The following is a 21503-nucleotide window of genomic DNA, read 5'->3' on the forward strand; positions in this document are numbered from 1 at the left end:
GTTTGGAGCCATGGCGCGCCATCGACCAAAAAGAGCGACTCAGCCACGTCGTGTTTTTGCTTCAGTTCGCGCAAGAACCGTTCTGTCAGGGCGGTTGTTCGGGCCGGTAGCAGCCGTGAATGGAGGATTCTGTTTGTTTCCGGCTCGACGGCGGTGTACAGCCAGAACTGTTCGTCGTTGATCCGAATCACGGTCTCGTCGAGCGCAACGTGATTCGGGCACGCACCGCTGGTGGGCTGTAGATCGGCTTTCTGAATCCAATCATGCACGGCTTTGCGACTGCGTTGGACACCGAACTTCTCAAGCTCCGAGACGGTATTCGAAAGCGAGAGTCCCGCGAGATGCAGTCGAATACCGAGCTTCATCAGCCGACGCGGTGTCCGCTCGCGCTCCACAAAATCTAACTCCAGCCAGCCGCTACCACCACTGAGGCGGGCAATTTCTGGCATAGAGCACCAACAAATTCGTCCGCCTCACTCTTCACTCTAAACTAAACACCGCCGTCGTGCGAGGGCAAAGCAATTAGGTACCTGGTACCAGACACCACGTGACATGAGTTCCGAGTCGCTCTCGACGTTCGAGTCGTCCGTCCCGGGCGCGGTCCATCGGACCACCGCCGCGGACGCAGACGCCGCGCTGGCCGAGGCTATCGAAGACCCAGCCGTGGGGACCGCGTTGCCCTACGACGACGTGTCTCTCTCCGAGCCCGTCGACACCGATCCGTCGCCGTCGGCGCTCGAATCCGCCGCGACGGGCGTGACACCCGCAGCGCTGGGTATCGCCGATTACGGCACCGTGACGATCCCGTCGGGCGGGGCCGGTGACGAACTGGTCAGTCTGTACACGCCCCGCCACGTCGCCGTGGTCGCCGCCAGCGATGTCGTCCCGGATATGCCGACGGCCTACGAACGCCTCGGCGAGGACTTCGCGGCCGGGATGGACACCCAGATTCTGGCCACTGGTCCGAGTGCGACCGCCGACATGGGCACGCTCGTCCAGGGCGTTCACGGCCCCTCTGAAACACACGTGGTCGTGCTGGAGGACCGATGAGTTCCCGTCGCGACACCGCCGAGCGACTCCGGCGGCTCATGGCGACGGAGGGCGACGCAGTCGCCCAGAACACCCGCACCGTCAACCAGCTTTCGGACTACGCGATCCAGCGGTTCGACGACTACGAGGACCTCCGGGACGCGGCCCGCGAGATCAAGGAGTCGGCCATCGCGAACCTCCCCGACCTGATCGACGAGGTGACCGAAGCCGTCGAGGCGAACGGCGGGCAGGTCCACGTCGCCCAGACCGCCGACGATGCCAACCGGATCGTCGAGTCGATTATGGCCGACCGCGACGCGGAGAAACTCGTCAAGAGCAAGTCGATGACGACCGAGGAGATCGACGTGAACGACCACCTCGAAGCCGGGGGTTACGAGGTGGTCGAGACCGACCTCGGGGAGTACGTCATCCAGCTCGCCGACGAAGCGCCATCCCACCTGATCGGGCCGGCGATGCACCGCTCGCCCGAGGACATCGCCGACCTGTTCAACAGCGAGTTCGACCTCGACGAGGATCTGTCGGGCGACCCGAACGAACTCACCGAGTTCGCCCGCGAGCGCGTCGGGAAACACATCCGCGAGGCCGACGTAGGCATGACCGGCGCGAACTTCGTCGTCGCCGAGTCGGGGACGCTGATGCTCGTCACCAACGAGGGCAACGCCCGGAAGACGGCGGTGACGCCGGACACCCACGTCGCCGTCGCGGGCATCGAGAAACTCGTCCCCAGCCTCGCGGACCTCCAGCCGTTCACGGAACTCATCGCCCGCACGGGAACGGGGCAGGACATCACGTCCTACGTCTCGCTGTTGACGCCGCCGGTCGACACACCGATTCCGGACTTCGAGGCCGACGAGATGCGATCCGCCGACGACCGGGAGTTCCACCTCGTCTTGCTCGACAACGGCCGGATGGGGATGCGCGAGGACGACGACCTCCGGGAGACGCTGTACTGCATCCGATGTGGGGCCTGCTCGAACGCCTGCTCGAACTTCCAGGCGGTCGGCGGCCACGGGTTCGGCGGCGAGACCTACACCGGCGGCATCGGCACCGGGTGGGAGGCCGGCGTCCACGACCTCCAGAGTGCAGACGAGATGAACGACCTCTGTACCGGGTGCTCGCGCTGTGAGCCGAAATGTCCGGTCGAGATCGACATCCCCTGGGTCAACACGGTCGTCCGCGACCGGATCAACCACCAGGGCGAGGGCGACGACTTCGAGTTCCTCGTCGAGGGGCTGACGCCCGACGAAGAACCGGCAGGGCTGGACCTCCAGAAGCGGCTGTTCGGAAACGTCGAGACGCTCGCGAAGGTCGGCTCGCTCGCGCCCGGCCTGAGCAACGCCGTCGCGGGGAGCAGGCCCGGGAAGTGGGTGCTGGAGCAGGCGTTCGGTGTCGATCCGCGCCGGGATCTCCCCGAGTTCGCCGACGAGACCCTGCGGGAGTGGTACGGGGCCCGCGGTGCGCAGGTGACCGATCCCGACCGCGACGTGGTGCTGTATCCCGACGTGTACACCGACTACTTCGACCCGGGCCGGGGCAAAGCGGCCGTGCGGGTCCTCGAATCCCTCGGCGTCCGCGTTCACATTCCAGCGGTGCCCGAGAGCGGGCGCGCCCCCTTCTCCCAGGGAATGATCGAGACGGCCCGGGAGCAGGCAGAGGCGGTCCACGGCGCGCTGGTGACACACATCGACGACGGCCGGGACGTGGTGGTGATCGAACCCAGCGATCTGGCGATGTTCCGGCGCGACTACGAGCACCTCCTGCCCGAGCGGTCGGCCGAGCGCCTGGCCGAGAACACCTACGACGTGATGGAGTACGTCTTCGGTCTGCTTGACAACGGAGCCGACGGGGACGCGCTGGACGTGCCTGGCGACGACGGCGACGCCGGCGTCGCCTACCACAGCCACTGCCAGCAACGCACCATGGGCGTCGACGAGTACACCGAGACCGTCCTGTCGGACCTGGGCTACAGCGTCCGGACTTCCGACGTGGAGTGTTGCGGGATGGCCGGGAGTTTCGGCTACAAGTCCGAGTACTACGAGGTCAGTATGGACGTTGGCAAACACCTCCACGACGACCTCGGAGCGGTTGAGGACGAACGGCTCGTCGCCAGCGGCACGTCCTGTCAGGAGCAACTGGACGTGCTCTACGAGCGGGGAGTCCCGCATCCGGTCGAGTTGATCGCGCCGCGGTAGCCGCCGCTGTCTCCCCGCTGTCGGGCACGAACACCCCGGCGAGGTCGATAAATCGAGGGCTGATATCGTCTGTGTAGTTATAATTGAGAAAACGAATTCTGTATTATGAGCATCGAGACGTTCGCGAGCGCTAACGCCCCGAGGAAGGCTCCAGGGGTGGACCCGTGACGACGAGTGCGGCGAAACTCCGCGCGGTGGCATAGACGCTATTGACCGTCGGGTCGCTACTCTCCGGCGTGGTTGCGTTCTCGGGCGTCGGGGTGGCGGCAAACACTGCACAACTGGACTTTTCGAGTATTTACAACTCCGACGTAGTGTACGGCTCCGATGCCACGGGAGACTTCGACGGCGGGGGGCGGGCGCTCGTCTCGTCGTCGGTCGCGACGGACAACGGGCGATCCGCCGACCGGGGCGTGCCGGACGACGGTGTCTTCGCCGCGACGGCGGAACACCCGCGATTCGATCTCGCGGACTTCCACACCGCAGGTTCCAACGCGTGGCAGATACCCGGGACGGGGAGCCAGACGGCCGACGTCACGGACGGGCAGTACGAAACGGTGCACGTCATCGCGTCGGCCGGCGGTGCCGGTGTCGGCAACCCGGCCGAGTTCAAGATCACGCTCGATTACCAGGACGGATCGTCCGAAACGTCGAACACGTTCACCGTCCCCGACTGGTACTCCGATCCGTCCCCGTCGGACTACTACTTCCTCAGAGACGGGATGGACCGATGGGCCAGTGGCTACCAGACCGAAGCGGATCCTGCGATCTGGGGCTACCCGGTGTCGGCCGACTCGACCAAGACGCTCACCGAGATTACGATCGTCGTGACCAGCAATCAGGCGGACGCGTTCAACTTCTTCGGTGGTGCGGCGACCACGAAATCCAGTAGCGTCCTGAACGGCGCACCGTCGGCGAGTGACGATTCCGACAGCACCGACGAAGACACGAGTGTCACCGTCGACGTGGTGGCCAACGACGCCGATCCGGACGGTGATACGCTCGACGCGACCGCGATCACGAACGGTCCGAACCACGGGACAGCCACGATCACTGGCGCGAGCAACGACCAGATCCAGTTCGATCCCGGGACCGACGAGACCGGGGACGTGAGTATCACCTACGAAGTGAGCGACGGCAACGGCGGCACCGACACGGCGAAGCTGAGCATCACCGTCAACCCGGTCAACGACGCGCCGACGGCCAGTGACGACACCGGGACGACCGACGAAGACACGCCGCTTTCGATCGCAGACGGTGACAGCACCGACCTCCTGAATCTGGCGAGCGACGTGGACGGTGACTCCCTCACACTCGCTCAGATCGACGGAGCGACGTTCAGTTCCGGAACGCCAGTGGCACTCTCTAGCGGGGCGGAAGTAACCGCCAACGCCGACGGAAGCTGGACGTACGATCCGAACGGACAGTTCGAATCGCTCGGCAACGGTGAGACTGACACGGACAGTTTCACCTACACCGTGACGGATGGGAACGGTGGGACGGCCCAGGGAACGATCACCGTGACGATAACTGGCATCACCGACAGCGGTGGGCCGGTCGAACAGCGGGACGAGACACCTCCGACGGCCGATGCCGGGCCGGATCGGTCGGTCGATGTCGGCGAGTCCGTCACCTTCGACGGCACGAACTCGACGGACGACGACGCGGTCGGGACGATCCAGTGGGACATCGACGACGACGGGCGCTACGAGCGGGCCAGTGCGACGACTACACACACCTTCGACAGCCCCGGCGAGCACACGGTGACGGTCCGGGTCTGGGACGAGAGCAGCAACTACGACACCGATACCGTGCTAGTGACGGTCTCGCCCGCCGGGTCCGCGGAAAACGGGACCGAAGAGAACGTCACGGAGACACCGAAGACCCCCACGCCCACAGCGACACCCGGAACTGGGCCGTCGACACCGAACACGGATCGACCCGGTCAGGTGGGCGACAGCAGCGGTAACCAGACCGAGACACCGGGGACCGGTCCTGACCCGATCGCGACGACCCCGGGTTCGACCGCTTCGGCGACGACGGCTATGCGGACCACGGACGGCTTCGCGACAAGCGGCGGCACCTCGACTGCGGGGGCCACGTCCACGACGGGAACCGGCCCCGGATTTGGACTGGGTGCCTCGCTGGCGGCCCTCATCGTCGCGGGATACCTGGCGAACCGTCGCCGCAAGGGGACGTGAGGGCAGCTCTCCGCTCCGGTCGATCGGACCCTCGAAAGAACAAAGCCTTTGACGACCGGGGCATGACAGGGTGACAGTGTCGACGGACGCCGACGACCGCGTGTACTACGTGATCAGCGACCTCCACGTCGGCGGCGACGAGCAACTGAGAGAGCTCGAGGCGCTACCCGAACTCCTCGAATTCCTGGAGCGACTGGAGCGGACCGACGAGAACGCGGAACTGATAATCAACGGCGACGCGTTCGGGCTCTGGGAGATTACCAGCGTCGAGGGGACGGACAAGTTCGACTACCTCACCGACACGTATCCCCGACTGTTCGAGCAGTTACGCACGACTGGCGAGAATATCACGATTACGTTGTTGCCCGGCAACCACGATCACGAACTCGCGGCCTACGACGAGTACGTCGAGCGATTCGCGGCGTACAACGTGACTCTGGTACAGGATGACTCGTTCACCAGACAGATCGGCGACCGCGTCGTGTACTTCGAGCACGGCCACCAGCAGGACCCGAACAATCGGATCGAGGACTGGGGCAATCCCAACGCCTCGCCGCTCGGGTACTACTACAACACGCTCGTCACCAGTCGCGCCGGGCAGCTCTCGGATCGGGGTCGGTACAACTGGCTGAAAGACGTCCAGGCCGTCACGCCGACCGAACGGATGCCGGTGTGGCTACTCTCGAAGTACTTCTACCGCGAGATGAATCCACTCCTGCGGTACGCGCTCGTCCCTTTCCTGCTGCTGTTCAACGTCAGCGCGGTCCTCGCAGTTATCGCTGGGCTCTCGGTAGCGGACATCTGGTCCTGGCCGGTCGAGTGGGGGACGACCTTTCTCGGCCAGTTCGGAGCCGCTGGAACGGCGCTCTGGTTCCTGCTCGCGGTCAACGTGGCTATCGCCGGCCTCCTCTTGCTCGTCGGTATCCCGCTGTACTTTCTCCGTCGGGACGTTCGCAAGACCATCGACCGGTTCGGTGTCTTCGAGACCACACTCACCGTCGACGCCGAAGAACCGTACGAGCAGGCCGCACGCGACCGTTTCGACGCGGACGACGAGACCGCGATCTACTGTTACGGACACACCCACCGACCGGCACTCTCGGAGGTCGACGGCGGACTGCTCGTCAACAGCGGGACGTGGCTCAAGCGCCTCCACCGCCGCGACGGTGTGATCGGCGTCCTCCCGCCGGTGTTTTACCCTTCCTACCAGCTCTGTGCCGTCCGGATCGCCGAGGACACCGACAGCGTGGCCGTCGAGTTCGAGGAGATTCGCAAGCCCAGCCCGGGCACGGAGGAACTCACGCTCACCGAGCGACTGCTCACACTGGGTCGAAAGCCGGACCCCGAGCTCCCGGATGGTGCCGTCATCGCGGACGAGCAACCTGCGACACCGCCGGAGCCGGCGGAGTGATCTGGGGCCGAATCAGGGTCGAGTCAGTCCGAACAGAAACAGGAACAAGACGAATCCCGCGACGCCAGCGGACCCGGGAACGGCGGTGAACGCACGGACCGGCGTGGCGAGCAAATAGCCGACGGGGCGGAGTGGCCCGGGGAGGTCACCGGCCGTCTGGAACAGCGTCTCGGTGTCGCCGACGCTCGGGAACGCCGTCAGTGCGAAGCAGACGCCGAGCCAGTACAGCGGAATCGACAGGAGCGGCGTCCCGACGGCCGGTGCCAGGACGAACGCGGCGAACGCGAGCGGGGTGTTGCACAGGAGCGGGGCGACTGCGATCAGCAGATCTGCTGGAAACGACGTGACGCGCTCGTGGTCGAGATACGCGTCGGCGGCGAAGGGGTTCAGTACCGACGCTCTCAGCACTTCGACGCCGGTCAGTCGGCAGGCCAGCAGGTGGGCGGCCTCGTGGCTGACGATACCGGGGGCGATCAGCGCGGTCTCGACGGCGTAGTACAGATCCGTGCGGGAGGGCGATCGGTCGGACACGCAGTATAACCAATCGGGACTCAAACGTCGTATGTTCATCGGTCACGGCGCGAACGGCAGGTTCTGGCATCCCTTCGGCTGACGTACGTCAGACACCTGCCAAAAGTTAAGAGGGAGGCTGTGTTGGGGGTTCGTATGGACGGACCAACGCAGGAAATTACCGCGCTGGTGGGGCGAGAAGTATATTCGAGCAACGGTGTCTTCGTCGGCGAAGTCGAAGACGTGCGGCTCGATCTGGACGACGTGCAGGTCACCGGGCTGGCCCTGCACGAGGTCAACCACGACCTGTTCGGCGAGCGCGCCCGGGGCAACCGCGGCGTCATCCTCCCGTACGACTGGGTGCAGGCGGTCGGCGATGTCGTGCTGGTCAGCGACATCATCGAACGGCTCCGTACGCCCGAGGAAGAAGAGGAAAAAGAGATTACCGCCTGACGTGCTCTAGCTACCGTTACTACCGCTTTCACTGCCGTCGACACCCATCGCCTGGAAGAGCTTCTGTTTGACGGCCTGTTCCGTGAGTTCCAGCAGCGTGTCGCGGTTGTCCTCGTTGGTCTCGATGCCGGTGAAGATACCGAGCGGAATCTCCGCGCTGGCGTCGGTCGAGTGGCCGGCGGTCTCGCCGATCTCGTCGAAGGCGTCTTCGAGCACCGCACCGATGTCCATCCGGATGTCCTTCGAGCGCGCGGCCAGATAGATCGTGTCGTCGGCCAGCGCGAACACGGCGGTCGTGGTGATCCCCTCCAGGTTCAGGAGGTGCTGGGCGGCCTGTGAGAGGGCGTCGCGGTCGCGGATGAAGCCGGCGTTGGAGATGAGATGTGAGCCCTTGACCTCGCGGTTGCGGATGGCTTCGGCCAGTACGTCGAGGGTCTCGGGAGACATCGAGGGTGATTCGACCTGTTCGAGCGTGTCGTGGTCGGCGAACGGATAGAGGTAGGCGGCGGCGGTCAGATCGGCGGGCGTGGTGTCGCGTTTGAAATCGAGCGTTTCGGCCCGGATGCCATAGAGGAGGGCGGTCGCGACGTTCTGATCGAGGCTCAGGTCGAGTTCCTGAATGTACTTCGTGAGGATGGTCGAGGTGGCCGAGACGTTGGGGCGCACGTCGATGAAATCAGCCTCGTGGTCGTGTTCGGGCTCGAAGTGGTCGATGACCACGTCCACGTCGTGTTCGACCTCGGGTTCACCGCCCTTGGCGTGATCGACCATGGCGAAGGTGTCGTAGTCGTCGAGGTCCACGTCGGTCCGCTGCTGGAGTTCGATCCCGAGCAGGTTGACGAACGCGCGATTCTCCTGGTGACCGATCTCGCCCTGATAGATGATGTCCGCGTCGACGTCGAGACTGTCGGCGATCAACTGGAGGGCGGCGGCGCTGGCGATGGAGTCGGGGTCGGGGCTTCGATGGATGAGGATGGCCATGCGCTCGTCGGTGTCGGCGATGGTCTCGGCGAGCTGGGTGGCCTTGTACTCCAGTTCGCCGGTTTCCAGTGCCCGGAGTGCCGAGTCGGCGATGACGGACGAGGGGTTGATGACCACGTCGGCGCCGGCTTCGGTGAGTTCGTCGGCGGAGACGGGGTCGGAAGCGCGGGCCACGATGAACTGCTCGCCGCCGCGGTCGCGGACGTTCTGGACGGCGTCCATGTTGGCTTCCACGTCCGAGGAGAGGATCAGAAGGACGTCGCGGTCGTCGATCGCCTCTGCGGTCGTCGATTCGCGGATGTCGGCGGTGCGTGCGTCGAGGTCCTGATCGCGGAGCGCCTCGACGCGGCCTTCGTCCTTGTCGAGGATGAGAACGTCCTTGCCTTCCGTTTCCAGTTCTTCAGCGACCGCGTGCCCCACACTTCCACAGCCAAGAATCGCATACGTAGACATCGAGGCCATCGTAATGGCGCTGCTCATGGTACAGGCGCTCGGTCCGGGAGCTACTTATAACACACCGTCCCGTCACGTCTTCGAGCTGAGGGGATCAGGAAACCGCCCGACGCGGGAAAGGAAACGTATTTCAATACCACCCCGTTACGTTCAGTCGCCGAGAGGGCCGATAGCTCAGTCCGGCAGAGCGACGGCCTCTTAAGCCGTCGGTCAAGGGTTCAAATCCCTTTCGGCCCGTCTCTCCCGGCGCTCACAATTCGTGAGCGCCGGGTGTTCGACCGAAAGGATTTGAATCAGGAAGGTCGTGCGCAGCGAAGCGAGCACGTCCGACCGTGGTTCAAATCCCTTTCGGCCCGTTATTCTTGGCGTCGCTCACTCCGAGCGACGCCGAATCACGTGAGAAAGGATTTGAAGTAGGCCACGAGGGAGCATCGCGACCGAAGTGGACGTGGTTCAAATCCCGTTCGGCCCGTTCCTCACGGCGGTCACAATCCGTGAGCGCCGGGTGTGTGACCGAAGGGGTTTGAACGAGACTGGCTGGAGTCCGAGCGAAGCGAGGGAACAGCCTGGCGTAGTTCAAATCCCGACCGACGGAGTCGGTCGACGTGTGCGACTACTGTCGCGCACTCCCTTTCGGCCCCACTTTTTGGGCACGGTGGCCGGAGCACGAACGTCTATCAGGGATCCGCTCCTAGCCGAGGCCATGACACGCAGACGGGACTTCCTCCGTGCGGGCGCGGTCGCGGTCGGCGGGGCGCTGGCTGGGTGTTCGCTTCTGGAGAGCGGGACACAGCCGTCGGAGTCAGTCGGGACCGAGCCGGTGGCGACGGGGTTCACGGCACCGCTGGGGATGGAGACGGTGGGCGAGGGACAGTTCCTGATCGCCGATCAGACGGGCCAGGTGTTTCTGGTCGAGGCCGACGGGCAGGGGGCAGAGCCAGTCCTCGATCTGCGGGATCGGATGGTGACGCTGAACCAGGGATACGACGAGCGTGGGTTGCTCGGGATCGCAGTCGGGCCGAACTTCGCCGAGCGCCGACGACTGTTCGTCCGGTACAGCGCGCCCCTCCGGCCGGGGATGCCCGACGGGTACAGTCACACGTTCGTCCTCTCGTCGTTCGCGGTCGACGAGGAGCTGCAGGTGGATCGGTCGAGCGAGCGGATCGTCCTGGAGATCGCGGAACCGCAGTCCAACCACAACGCCGGCTCGATCACGTTCGGTCCGGACGGGTACCTCTACGTCGGTGTTGGCGACGGTGGCGGTGGGAACGACGTAGGTCGGGGCCACACCTCGGACTGGTACGACCGCAACGACGGCGGGAACGGGCAGGACGTGACGGAGAACCTGCTGGGGAGCATCCTCCGCATCGACGTGCGGGAGGGTGCTGGCGGGAACGGACGGGCCTACGGGATTCCCGACGACAATCCGTTGGTCGGCCGCGAGGGGCTGAACGAACACTACGCGTGGGGCTTTCGCAACCCGTGGCGGTTCTCGTTCACCGACGGGCGGTTGTTCGTCGCGGACGTGGGACAGAACAGATTCGAGGAAGTCAGCATCGTCGAACGGGGCGGAAACTACGGCTGGAACGTCCGGGAAGGGGCACACTGTTTCAGTACGGCGGATCCGGGATCGCCCCCCGACAGCTGTCCGACCGAGACCGACGACGGGACGCCATTGCAGGGACCGATCGTCGAGTACGCCCACCAGGGCGACGGCGTGAGCGGAATCTCCGTCATCGGCGGGTACTACTACACCGGTGGGATCGGGCCGCTGACGGATCGGTACGTCTTCGGCGACTACCAGTCCGAGGGGACGATTTTCACGGCGAGCGAACCCGACGGTGACGGACTGTGGAACCTGTCACGTGTGGCGTTACAGACGGCCAGCGGCGACCCTCCAGGACCGAACCTGCTGGCGTTCGGGCGGGACGCCGAGGGCCGGTTGTACGTCCTGACGACCGGGTCGGGCGGACCCGAGGGCAACTCCGGCGCAGTACACCGGCTCGTTGGCGTCTAGCGTGTCGGCGAAGGGAAAGCAGCCGTCGCTGTCGGGGGCGAGACGACGAGGACGGGAGTCTTTGCATCCCCGAGACACCAGAGTGCGAGAACGGGCTTGCGTTCCGAAGCGAGCGACGATGCCCAGAGCCTGTAGCCGCCGTTACAGACACCGGGAGAGGGTCGCGTCGATCGAAACCGCGAGGACGGGCCCGAGACTGAGACCGATGGCACCGAGTTCAGGACGAAGTCCACTACTGAGACCGGGAGCAACGTCGGCCCGAGCGCGGAGACGGTGATCTCCGGTGGCACTGCATCGGCGAGCCTGCCGATCGGGCCGTCATATCGCTCACTGGGTGCCGAACCCGGGTCCGGTCCGGGACATGTGTCGTGACTGTCCGAAGGCTTCTTCTGTCGGCCTCGTAGAGGATAGCGTGATGTCGGAGTTCGAGACCTACTCCTGTGGCAGCTGTACAGAGACGTTCAGTGCACACCCGAGCTCGAACGCCGCAGCGAACACGTACTGCAGTCCGGCCTGTGAAATCGAGGGGAAAGACCTCTGAGCGACACGGTCTCGATACCCAGAGTAGCATCCGGGACGCGATCGAACGAGTGGATCTGACGGTCGGCAAGGAGAACTCCGGCGACGACGTGGAGCCGGGGACGGTGCGAGCGACGATAAAGGACATCGAGGTCTCGGTCTATCGGCGAGGAAACCTGCAGACCGAAGAGACCAGATCGATCACTATCACCGTTCCGACGACGGCGTTCGACCTCCACGAGAAGACCCAGCTGTACCAGAAACGGCTCAATATGGGCTTTTTCCACCCCGAGACGTTCACGGCCGACGGGCTCTACAACGGGCTGGGCCGGAAGATGGCTGCCCGGTACTACCTGCTCGCGTACTCGAAGGCCTACCTGCAGAGTTTCACCGGCGGTACCAGCGGGGTCTCCTTCGACAAGATCCTCTCGACCAAGGACATCGAATTCCTGACGAATCAGGCGATGTTCGGGGTCCAGAAGTCGGTGTTCGGCAAGAACGAACGGTACGCGGATCGGTACATGAAGGGGGTCTGGCTCTGTTTCATGGCCCGGACAACTTCGAACGAGCGCCCGACCAGGCACTCGACGCGCTGTGGGGTGTCGGCCCCGACGGTGACCTCGTAACCAAGTTCGAGAACCACGTGCGGAATTCGATCACGACCGACGACGTCATCTATCGAAGCGACTTCAGGAACGAGCTGAGCTCGGTCGAGACCGACTCGGACATTCCGGTCGGAAAGCTGTTCGACGGCGACAGGGGTGCACTGAAGAGCTGGTTGATCAGTTACGTCCTGCGGGACGCCAGGAACTACGTCCGGAACAACGTCGCGTCGGTGGAGACGGACACCACCGCAGTCGCACAGGGTGAACACTATCGGGAACTCAAAAACAACCTCCGGCGTCACAAAGAGGAGATCATCCGGGGGCCCGGCGGGAAACAGCGCTACCGCAACGCCCCCGACAAGACGGCGGCCACGCTCAGGTACATCTACTACCAGAACATCCTGAAGTGGATCGACAACGTCGAGGACAAACAGGAGCAGGCCAAGACCAAGATCGACGGCGATATCGCCGGTAACGTCCCGGGGATCAGCGGTGGGGACCAGCCACTCGGCGAGCACCGGGGGCGACGTCGCGCCGACACACATCGGCAGAGAACTCCCATCAGAAACGCTGGCACCCGGCGAGACGGCAGCGGGCTGGGACTACGTGGAGATGCCCCAGGAAAGCACCAGCGTGACGGTCGCGCCTCGGTTTCCCGAATCGGGCGCACAGGAACTGGTCTGTGACTCCAACCTGGAGATCGGCCATCCCGAGAAAGGCGAGTGAGCCGCTAGCTCGGGTTACTCCCCGGGGCTGTAATTGGGTGCTTCGTCGGTGATGACCACGTCGTGGGGGTGGCTCTCCTGTTGGCCGGCCGAGGAGACGCGGACGAACTCGGCACGCTCTTTGAATTCTGGGATGGTCTCGGCACCGACGTAGCCCATGCCGCTCTGCATCCCGCCGACGAGCTGGTGGAGTTCGTCTTCGAGCGGGCCCTGGTACGGCGTGGCGGCCTCGACGCCTTCGGGGACGAGATCGTCGTCTTCGTCGTCTTCCTTGAGATAGCGTTCACCGCCGCCGGATTTCATCGCACCGACCGACCCCATGCCACGGTACTGCTTGTACTTCTTCCCGTTCATGGTGATGACCCGACCCGGCGCTTCGGCGGTGCCGGCGAAGTACGACCCGAGCATCACGGCGTCGGCACCGGCCGCGATGGCCTTGATGGCGTCGCCGGAGTAGCGGATGCCGCCGTCGGCGATGACGGGCACGTCGTGCCGGCTGGCCACGTCGGCGACCTGCGCGACGGCCGTGATCTGGGGCATCCCCGCACCCGTGACGACGCGAGTGGTACAGATCGAACCGGGACCGATCCCGACCTTGACGCCGTCGGCGAAGTCGACGACGGCTTCGGCGGCCTCGCGGGTGCCGATGTTGCCGACGACCACGTCGGCCTCGACGCGATCTTTGATATCTCGGGCGCTCTCGACGACGTTGCGGTTGTGGGCGTGAGCGCAGTCGATGAAGATGACGTCCGCACCGGCCTCGTCGGCGGCGGTCGCGCGCTCGGTGTCGTGTGGACCGACGGCGACGCCGGACCGGAGTTTACCGTTCTCGTCGCGGGCGGCGTCGTCGTACTGGCGGCGCTGGAGGATCCCCTGCATCGTCACCAGTCCGACGAGGCGGTCCGCCTCGTCGACGATGGGGACACGCTCGATCTTGTGGTCGTACATCAGCTCCAGCGCCTCGCGGGCGGTCACGTCCTCGGGGGCCGTGATGACCTCGTCGGTCATGGCTTCGCTGACCTCGTCGCGGTCGCCGACCTCCAGGTACGGCCGGATGTCGGTGCCCGAGATGATGCCCAGCACTTCGTCGTCCTCGTCGACGACGGGTGCGCCCGAGACACCGGCTTGCTCCATCATCTCGTCGACCTCCCGGACCGTCTGGTCGGGGCTGGCCGTGACCACGTCCCGGATGATGAGTTCGTCGGCGCGTTTGATGCGCTCGACCTCGGTCACCATCTCGTCGACAGTCATGTTCTGGTGGAGGACTCCCAGTCCGCCCTGCCGAGCCATCGCGATAGCCATGTCGCTCTCGGTGACGGTGTCCATCGCGGCCGAGAGGACCGGTACGGTGAGCTCGACGTTTTTCGACACGCGGGTCGTCGTGTCTGCCTCGTCCGGTTCGACGCGACTCTCCTTGGGTCGGAGGAGTACGTCGTCGAACGTCAGCGCCTCTGGAACCCGGAGTTTCTCCGAGAAGAACTCGTTGTCGTTCGCCATGTAAATCGTGGAACCGGGCCGGGGAAAAACGTTGCGAGACGGCCCGTCCCCGTGGTCGGTTGACACTGGCCGACTCGTCCCGGACCAGGTGCGCGACTGGCCAGAACTGTGTGTTCGTCCCAGTAGCGGGCGAGAAGTGATACGAAAGCTCAGTTCCCGGCATCAGGACTGGACGATTCTCGCGGTGTGGGGCCGTATACCACACAACGCTTATGGCTCCGTCAATACTTGTTTCGAGTATGGACTCCGCCAGCCAATCGAACGTGCGTGTCGCGAGCGAACCGTCGCCAGCGGATGGCGACAATACATTCTGCGACGGTCGCACATTCAATCTGGCGGGGAAATCGGCCACGGTGGGCGACGACGGCGGACCGCGTCGACGCGCCCCGGTATATCGTGCAGACCACCCGATGGCCACGGGAGAGGGCCGTTTGCACTGAATGAGCCAGTCTCAGCACCCGGTCGCGCTCCGGATCGAGCAGCGCGTGGGCGGTGCGACGCGACTGCTCGCGACCGTCATGTGTCTCCCGCTACTGGATGGTATCTTCCCGGCGCTCGTCCTGGCCGGCGCACTCTCCGAGCCCACGGGAATTCTGGAGGTCGGCCTGCTGATCTTCGGCGGGAGCGCGACCGTCGCGGTCATCCTGGCCGACATGGACGGCTCCCCACGCGAGCAGGCGAAATCCGTCCTGCTCGTGGGGAGCGTCGTCGTCACTGGCGCAGTCGTCGAGGCCGCGCTGGCTCCGACCATCGCTGCGTTCATCGACCTCGCGGTGTTCGAGCGGTTCGCTGGCCTCGTCATCCTCGCCGTGGCCGCCCAGACCGCCAGCGCCCGGATCGGTGACTACCTGCCACGGCCGGCGATCATCATCGCGCTCGGACTGGTCGCCAGCCTCGATCCCTCGGGCGCACAGGTGGCCGTCCAGTTCGACCCCGGACTAATGCTCCGGGCCGCCGCCGCGGCGCTCGTCGCCGTCGCCTTCGCGCTCCACCTGGCCCTGTTCGGGCCGTGGCTCCGCGACATCGTCGACATCGACCGGTTCCGGTTCGGGAGCGCCGTCGCCCTCGGGGTCCTCCCGCTGGGCCTGTTCGGTCTCGTCCCTGGCGACGCGCCGCTGGCCCTGGCCGTGCTGGGGATGACCTTCCTGTTCGCGTTCGATCCCCAGGACTCGGTCGCGGACTTCCGGTCGGGTGACGACTCCGAAGACGGCACCGATCGATCCCAGGCCGACGACGAGTACGAGTCGGTCGGTCCAGCGAGTGCCGACACGGTGGCCGAAGAGGACCACGCCCCGTGGCTGTAAGCTCGCGTCGAAGGGAAGGCTTAGGGAGGAGACCCCACCAGTGTGGGTATGGCCGATAACCGCGTCGTTCAGGGCCGGATGGTCACGCCCGGCAAACTGGCCGAGCTCATCGAAGGCGAGAGCGTGATGGACGCAGAAGCGATCGAGGACGCTGACCGTGACTGCCCCGAGTGTGGCGGCAACGTCCTCGAAGTGGGATATATGCCCTCCGTCACCGAGTTCGTCACGGGCCGGAAGTGCCAGGACTGTGACTGGTCCGACACCGACCGGGACTGATCGAATCGAAATCCCTTTAGGGAGACTGATCCAAGCAGGTAATGCGGGGTCGTGGCCAAGTCCGGCATGGCGACTGACTCCAGAGGCACCGCGCCCGGTGACGAAACTCCAGACTGATATACTGAGCGGACGGCTGATCACCGCCCGCGCTGATGACCCTCTGGAGTTCCGAGGCGCGACCGGAGATATCAGTCGATCGGGAGTTCAAATCTCTCCGACCCCACTTCCTGACGAACCGATATCCGAGAGGAATCTTCGGTTCTCGTTTACTGCGCCAGTAATCGAAGAGGTGTTCCGGAGTGTCGTCAGTCGGCGTGCCGACTCCCGACGACCTTCGACGCTTCGCGTGGCACCTCGACGTGACCCCGTGGCAACTGGTAGTGTTTGTCCGGGACGTTCGCGCGTTCTATGGAGAGCGTAACGTCGCCAGATTCGGCGTCTTCGGCGTTCTGGATGATGTAGTACCCGATCGCCGCGAGGACGATCCCGAACAGCAACAGTCCGATCCCGCCCTCGCTGGCGGCGTCGGTCAACTGGACGAACCCGAACAGTGAGAGGAGGACGCCGATGAGTCCGATCAGTCCTCCGAGGAGGCGCTGCCCGGTCGCGGGCTCCTCCGCTTCGGCGCGCCCGTAATGGACGCCAGTCACGTTCTCACCCGTAAGCAAGGCGCTGTCGGCATCGACGTTCTCCTCGGTCGAGCCGCGAGACTGTGTGATTTCCATGATTCGGCGATCCGTGACGGCCACGGTCCGGGTCCAGCCGCTGTTGTTCGTCCCTCGGTAGTGACCCTGGACGGATTCGTCACTCGGGAGGTGTTCCTCGAGGACTTCTTCGGTGGATTCTGTCGACGCGGGCATTCGGGAATCGAGAGGAGTGGCGACCGGAAAAACCTGCACACTGCCACGACGGCTCGAAACCGGACGACGGCACCACGAAGCCGACGGGGCCAACGCGGTGTTACCCGTCGAACTCGTGTTCGTTGAGCGTGGTGAACATGACGTCCTCCAGTACCGCATCGCTCGTCGCTTCCAGCACCACGGGCGGCGCGACGCCTTCCTCCTCGGGTTCGAGCCAGCGACCCACGCAGAGACACCACCGATCACCGGGTTCGAGGCCGGGGAAGTTCAACTCCGGCCGCGGAGTGATCAGGTCGTTCCCGCGCTGTTTGCTGAACTCCAGGAACTCCTCGGTCACGACGGCACAGATCTCGTGGCGGCCGCCGTCGGCGGGATGGGGCCGACAGCAGCCGTCCCGCTCGAAGCCGGTCTTTGGGTCGTTGCTGCAGGTCTCTAGCGCCATCCCGAGGACGTTCTGCTCGTCGGTCATACAGGGGGTTACGGGGCATCGCTGAAATGGCTGTTCCACGGACCTCGGACGACAGGAGGCTGGGATTAAGGGATCGCAAGCCCCTAGCACGGTCGATGAGCGAGCCTCGGATCGCGGTCTGGCACCGCGACGACCTCCGGGTCCGGGACAACGCCGCCCTCGACGCGGCCGTCGCGGACGGGCATCCGTGTCCGATCTACGTCGTCGATCCCCAGTTCTACCGGAGCGGGATGGCCTGTGACGCCAGGCTGCAGTTCGTCGACGAGTCCGTCGACGACCTTCGTCGACTGTACCGCGACCACGGGAGCGATCTGGCGCTTTGTCACGGCGATCCCGAGGACGTCCTCGACGACCTGCCGGTCGACCGGATCTACGTCAACCGGAGCGTCACCGGGCGGTACGGTCGCGAGCGGGACGAACGACTGTTCGACCGTTCGGACGTCCGGGTGTTTGCCGACGACGGGATCGACTGGACCGACCGCGGCCGCGACGAGTACGACTGGAGCGAGCAGGCGGAGGCGTACTTCGAGCGGGACCCCACGCAGCCGCCGGGACGGCTTCCCGACAACCCAATAGAAAGCGAGACTAGCGTCGCTGCGGTCGAACGCGAGTACGGCGTCGAGTCCGAGAAGACGGGCGTACCCGAGGGCGGCGCGTCGGCCGGCCGGGAGCGACTGACCGCGTTCGCGGACGCGATCGCCGACTATCCGGGGAGTATCTCCCCGCCCGCGAAGGCGGAACGCAACAGCAGTCGGCTCTCGCCGTACCTGGCCGTCGGCTGTCTCACGCCGAGACAGGTGTACCGGTACGTCCACGAGAACGCACGCGCAGGGACCGCGAGGGAGATGTTCACGAGCCGGCTGTTCTGGAACCGCCACTACAACCAGAAACTCGCCGACTGGCCGGGCTGGATGGAGCGGGCCGTCAACCCGGTCTACACCGGACTCTTCCGGGACCGGCACGACCCGGAACTGGTCGCGGCGTGGAAGGACGGCCGAACGGGGTACCCGCTGGTGGACGCGTCGATGCGTGCGCTCCGGCAGACGGGCTGGCTCAACTTCCGTATGCGGGCGATGTGCGCCACATTCTACACGTACATTCTCCAGTGCTGGTGGAAGGTCGGCGCGGACCACTTCTACCGGCACCTGATCGACGCGGACGCGGCGATCAACTACACGCAGTGGCAGTCCCAGTCGGCGCTGACCGGCGTCAGTCCGGTCCGAATCTACAACCCGCGCAAGCAGGTCCGGGAGAACGACCCGGAGGGGGAGTTCGTCCGGCAGTACGTCCCGGAACTCCGGGAGTTCCCGACGGAACACCTCGACCAGCCAGAGAAGGCACCGCTCGCAGTGCAAGACGAGTGTGACGTTCGGATCGGCGAGGACTACCCCCGCCCGGTCGTCGAACTCGAAGCGCGCCGGGAGCGCGCCCGGGAGGTGTTCGGACGGCTGGCGGATCGGGCAGCGGAAGCCCTGTCCGACCCGGAGATCCGACGACGTGCGAGCCTGTCACGACGAGGCGGTGACAGGCAGGAGAATGGGCGCAGCGACGGGGCATCCAGTGGGCAGTCCCGACTCAACGAATTTTGATCCGGGAACTCAGTACTCGTTCTCCTGAGCGTCGACCACCGCCACCGCCGCCAGGTTCACGATGTCGTTCACCTCGTCACCACGCTGGAGCACGTGGACGGGCTCGTCCATGCCGACGAGCATCGGGCCGATGGCTTCCGCACCGCCGAGTCGCTGGAGGAGTTTGTAGCCGATGTTGCCGGCCTCCAGATTGGGAAAGACGAGGACGTTCGCGGGCCCGTCCAGATCCGAGAACTCGTAGTCCTCGGTCAGCAGGTCCTCGACGACGGCGGTGTCGGCCTGCATCTCCCCGTCCACGGGGAAGTCCACGTCCGGATCGGCCCGGAGGCGTTGGGCGGCCTCGCGGGGCTTGCGCGTGCCCTCGTTGTCGACCGATCCGAAGTCCGAGTAGGAGAGCAGGGCGGCGCGGGGGTCGACGTCGAACCGGCGCGCGAGATCCGCGGTGTGGCGGGTCACCTCTTCGAGCACGTTTGCGTCGGGGTCCTGGTTGACGGTGGCGTCGGCGACGAACACGACGCGGTTCTTGAAGGTGAGCATATAGACGCCCGCCGCGTAGTCGGCGTCGTCGGCGGTCCCGACGACTTGCAGGGGCGGCTTGAGTGCCGACGGGTAGTTGTGGGTCAGGCCGGACAGCATCACGTCGGCGTCGCCCATCTCGACCATGACACTGGCGAGGTAGTCGTCGTTCTCGACGAGTTCGGCGGCCTCCTTCCGGGTGATGCCGTTGCGTTTCCGGAGCTCGTACAGCCGTTCGGCGTACGGGTCGAGCTGGTCCTCCTCGGGATCGACGACCACCGGGTTGAGGTCGAGTCCGAGGTCGTCGATCGAGCGCCAGATCGCCTCGCGGTCGCCGATCAGGATCGGTTCCGCGATGCCCTCGGCCGACAGCTGGCGGGCCGCACGGACGATCTTCTCGTCGTCCCCGTCGGCAAGCACCACGCGCTTGGGATCGTTCTGTGCGCGGTTGAGGACGACCCGCATCATCTCGCGGGATTTGCCGAGTCTGGCTTCGAGCCGTTCGCGGTAGGCATCCAGATCGAGGTCGCGTCGAGCCGCACCGCTCTCCATAGCGGCCCTGGCGACGGCGGTCGCCACCTCGAACAGCACTCTGGAGTCCAGTGGCTTCGGGATGATGTAGTCGGGGCCGAACTGGAGCGGTTCGTCGTCGTAGGCCTTCCGGACGGCGTCGGGCACGTCCGTCCGTGCCAGGCGGGCGATGGCTTCGGCCGCGGCGACTTTCATCTCCTCGTTGATCTCGGTCGCGCGGGCGTCGAGTGCCCCCCGGAAGATGAAGGGGAATCCGAGCACGTTGTTGACCTGGTTCGGGAAGTCCGAGCGGCCGGTGGCGACGATGACGGTGTCGTCGCGGGCCGCCTTGGCCGACGCGTAGTCGATCTCGGGATCGGGGTTGGCCATCGCGAAGACGACGGGGTCGTCGGCCATCGACCGCACCATCTCCTGGGAGACGATGCCGCCGACCGAGAGGCCGACGAACACGTCCGCGCCGGCCATCGCGTCCGCGAGGTCGCCGCTCTCCTCGGGTGGGCTGGCGAACGGTCCGACGAACTCGTCGAGGTCGTCGCGTCCGGTCGTGATGATCCCGTGTTCGTCCGCCATGGTGATCTGCTCGTGTGGCACGCCCAGCGAGACGTAAAAGCGAGCGGTCGCGGTCGCGGCGGCTCCCGCGCCCGCGAAAGTGATCGACAGGTCCTCGATGTCCTTGTCGAGGATGTGGGTCGCGTTCAGCAGTGCCGCACCGGTGATGATGGCAGTCCCGTGTTGATCGTCGTGGAAGACGGGGATCGACATCCGCTCGCGGAGGCGCTTTTCGATCTCGAAACACTCCGGCGCTTTGATATCCTCGAGATTGATCCCGCCGAAGGTGGGCTCCATGCCGGCGACGGCCTCGACGAACTTGTCGGGCTCTTCGAAGTCGTACTCCACGTCGAACACGTCGATGTCGGCGAACCGCTTGAACAGAACGCCTTTCCCCTCCATCACGGGTTTGGAGGCCTGCGCGCCGATGTCGCCCAGGCCGAGCACGGCGGAGCCGTTCGAGACGACGCCGACGAGGTTGCCCTTGGCGGTGTAGGTGTAGGCTTCGCCGGCGTCGTCGCTGATCTCGCGACAGGGGGCGGCGACACCCGGCGAGTACGCGAGGCTCAGGTCGCGCTGGGTGTTGGTCGGCTTGGTGGTCTCCATCTCGATCTTCCCGGGGGGATCGGTCCGGTGGTACTCCAGTGCGTCCTCGTCCAGTCCCATACGTGTGGCCAGTCACCGCGCGGACAAAAATCGTGCCCGGGCCGCGCGGACAGGTGCCACACTGACAGGGAGTCCGGTCTCCGGGCCGGGAAGAGGGCAGTCACCGGAACCGGGACTTATTCGCCGCTG

Annotated in this window: 19 protein-coding genes and 2 tRNA genes; 14 read left to right on the forward strand and 7 right to left on the reverse strand. The window is 65.3% G+C overall.

Going from position 1 to position 21503, the window contains the following annotated elements; translation table 11 throughout:
- A partial coding sequence (locus BMX17_RS21520) for an IS6 family transposase (RefSeq protein ID WP_092664023.1) occupies positions 1 to 449 on the reverse strand: 449 nt, incomplete at its 3' end.
- Between the two features lie 103 nt (positions 450 to 552).
- On the opposite strand from BMX17_RS21520, the gene BMX17_RS21525 reads away from it, so the two are divergent.
- From BMX17_RS21525 to BMX17_RS21540, 4 genes are all read left to right on the forward strand, one after another.
- Positions 553 to 1050, forward strand: a complete 498-nt coding sequence (locus BMX17_RS21525; RefSeq protein ID WP_092663972.1) for an LUD domain-containing protein — start codon at positions 553 to 555, stop codon at positions 1048 to 1050.
- A complete protein-coding gene (locus tag BMX17_RS21530) occupies positions 1047 to 3242 on the forward strand; it encodes an LUD domain-containing protein (RefSeq protein ID WP_092663974.1) in 2196 nt (731 codons plus the stop codon). The genes BMX17_RS21525 and BMX17_RS21530 overlap by 4 nt, the downstream gene beginning before the upstream one ends.
- A gap of 236 nt (positions 3243 to 3478) precedes the next feature.
- Positions 3479 to 5443, forward strand: a complete 1965-nt coding sequence (locus tag BMX17_RS21535) for a cadherin-like domain-containing protein (RefSeq protein ID WP_139203639.1) — start codon at positions 3479 to 3481, stop codon at positions 5441 to 5443.
- A gap of 76 nt (positions 5444 to 5519) precedes the next feature.
- Positions 5520 to 6854, forward strand: coding sequence for a metallophosphoesterase (locus tag BMX17_RS21540; RefSeq protein ID WP_092663979.1), 1335 nt, complete (start codon positions 5520 to 5522; stop codon positions 6852 to 6854).
- Between the two features lie 12 nt (positions 6855 to 6866).
- Here BMX17_RS21540 and BMX17_RS21545 read toward each other — a convergent pair whose 3' ends face one another.
- Positions 6867 to 7385 (reverse strand): metalloprotease family protein, encoded by a 519-nt coding sequence (locus tag BMX17_RS21545; RefSeq protein WP_170845515.1) that lies wholly within the window; start codon positions 7383 to 7385, stop codon positions 6867 to 6869.
- A 135-nt stretch (positions 7386 to 7520) separates the two neighbouring features.
- On the opposite strand from BMX17_RS21545, the gene BMX17_RS21550 reads away from it, so the two are divergent.
- Positions 7521 to 7817 carry a PRC-barrel domain-containing protein gene (locus BMX17_RS21550; RefSeq protein ID WP_092663983.1) on the forward strand — a complete coding sequence of 99 codons (297 nt, stop codon included), beginning with the start codon at positions 7521 to 7523 and terminating at the stop codon, positions 7815 to 7817.
- 6 nt (positions 7818 to 7823) lie between these two features.
- Here the strand turns inward: BMX17_RS21550 and BMX17_RS21555 are convergent, their stop codons facing one another.
- A complete protein-coding gene (locus BMX17_RS21555) occupies positions 7824 to 9278 on the reverse strand; it encodes a DHH family phosphoesterase (RefSeq protein WP_092663985.1) in 1455 nt (484 codons plus the stop codon).
- A gap of 136 nt (positions 9279 to 9414) precedes the next feature.
- Here BMX17_RS21555 and BMX17_RS21560 point away from each other — a divergent pair.
- The 5 genes from BMX17_RS21560 to BMX17_RS21575 all read left to right on the forward strand — a co-directional run bounded on the left by BMX17_RS21560 (position 9415) and on the right by BMX17_RS21575 (position 13078).
- A tRNA-Lys gene (locus BMX17_RS21560) sits at positions 9415 to 9488 on the forward strand.
- A 466-nt stretch (positions 9489 to 9954) separates the two neighbouring features.
- Positions 9955 to 11268 carry a PQQ-dependent sugar dehydrogenase gene (locus BMX17_RS21565; protein ID WP_092663987.1) on the forward strand — a complete coding sequence of 438 codons (1314 nt, stop codon included), beginning with the start codon at positions 9955 to 9957 and terminating at the stop codon, positions 11266 to 11268.
- A 415-nt stretch (positions 11269 to 11683) separates the two neighbouring features.
- The gene (locus BMX17_RS27385) at positions 11684 to 11809 is read left to right on the forward strand and encodes a hypothetical protein (RefSeq protein WP_280141429.1); all 126 of its coding nucleotides are present in this window, start codon (positions 11684 to 11686) and stop codon (positions 11807 to 11809) included.
- Positions 11784 to 12413 carry a DUF7286 family protein gene (locus tag BMX17_RS21570; RefSeq protein ID WP_449272164.1) on the forward strand — a complete coding sequence of 210 codons (630 nt, stop codon included), beginning with the start codon at positions 11784 to 11786 and terminating at the stop codon, positions 12411 to 12413. The genes BMX17_RS27385 and BMX17_RS21570 overlap by 26 nt, the downstream gene beginning before the upstream one ends.
- Before the next feature lie 17 nt (positions 12414 to 12430).
- Positions 12431 to 13078, forward strand: coding sequence for a DUF7286 family protein (locus tag BMX17_RS21575; RefSeq protein ID WP_092663991.1), 648 nt, complete (start codon positions 12431 to 12433; stop codon positions 13076 to 13078).
- 54 nt (positions 13079 to 13132) lie between these two features.
- Here BMX17_RS21575 and guaB read toward each other — a convergent pair whose 3' ends face one another.
- Positions 13133 to 14614: an IMP dehydrogenase gene (gene guaB, locus BMX17_RS21580; protein ID WP_092663992.1), complete on the reverse strand. Its 1482-nt coding sequence runs from the start codon at positions 14612 to 14614 to the stop codon at positions 13133 to 13135.
- A 440-nt stretch (positions 14615 to 15054) separates the two neighbouring features.
- On the opposite strand from guaB, the gene BMX17_RS21585 reads away from it, so the two are divergent.
- The 3 genes from BMX17_RS21585 (at position 15055) to BMX17_RS26460 (ending at position 16417) form a co-directional block, all read left to right on the forward strand.
- On the forward strand, positions 15055 to 15918 hold the full coding sequence (locus BMX17_RS21585; RefSeq protein WP_092663994.1) for a DUF5794 domain-containing protein: 864 nt from the start codon (positions 15055 to 15057) through the stop codon (positions 15916 to 15918).
- 48 nt (positions 15919 to 15966) lie between these two features.
- Positions 15967 to 16194: a DUF5795 family protein gene (locus BMX17_RS21590; protein ID WP_092663996.1), complete on the forward strand. Its 228-nt coding sequence runs from the start codon at positions 15967 to 15969 to the stop codon at positions 16192 to 16194.
- 45 nt (positions 16195 to 16239) lie between these two features.
- A tRNA-Trp gene (locus BMX17_RS26460) sits at positions 16240 to 16417 on the forward strand.
- An 82-nt stretch (positions 16418 to 16499) separates the two neighbouring features.
- On the opposite strand, the gene BMX17_RS21595 is transcribed toward BMX17_RS26460, so the two are convergent.
- Both BMX17_RS21595 and BMX17_RS21600 read right to left on the reverse strand, forming a co-directional pair.
- The gene (locus BMX17_RS21595; RefSeq protein WP_092663998.1) at positions 16500 to 17054 is read right to left on the reverse strand and encodes a hypothetical protein; all 555 of its coding nucleotides are present in this window, start codon (positions 17052 to 17054) and stop codon (positions 16500 to 16502) included.
- A 100-nt stretch (positions 17055 to 17154) separates the two neighbouring features.
- Entirely contained in the window at positions 17155 to 17523 is a 369-nt protein-coding gene (locus BMX17_RS21600) for a DUF2237 family protein (RefSeq protein ID WP_092664000.1), read from the reverse strand.
- 95 nt (positions 17524 to 17618) lie between these two features.
- Here BMX17_RS21600 and BMX17_RS21605 point away from each other — a divergent pair, with 95 nt between their 5' ends.
- Complete coding sequence (locus tag BMX17_RS21605; protein ID WP_211611418.1) at positions 17619 to 19112, forward strand: FAD-binding domain-containing protein; 1494 nt, start codon at positions 17619 to 17621, stop codon at positions 19110 to 19112.
- Positions 19113 to 19121: 9 nt separating this feature from the next.
- Here the strand turns inward: BMX17_RS21605 and BMX17_RS21610 are convergent, their stop codons facing one another.
- Positions 19122 to 21374 carry an NADP-dependent malic enzyme gene (locus tag BMX17_RS21610; RefSeq protein ID WP_092664004.1) on the reverse strand — a complete coding sequence of 751 codons (2253 nt, stop codon included), beginning with the start codon at positions 21372 to 21374 and terminating at the stop codon, positions 19122 to 19124.
- Positions 21375 to 21503: the final 129 nt, after the last annotated feature.

It is taken from the genome of Halorientalis persicus (genome assembly GCF_900110215.1).
Taxonomy (GTDB): domain Archaea; phylum Halobacteriota; class Halobacteria; order Halobacteriales; family Haloarculaceae; genus Halorientalis; species Halorientalis persica.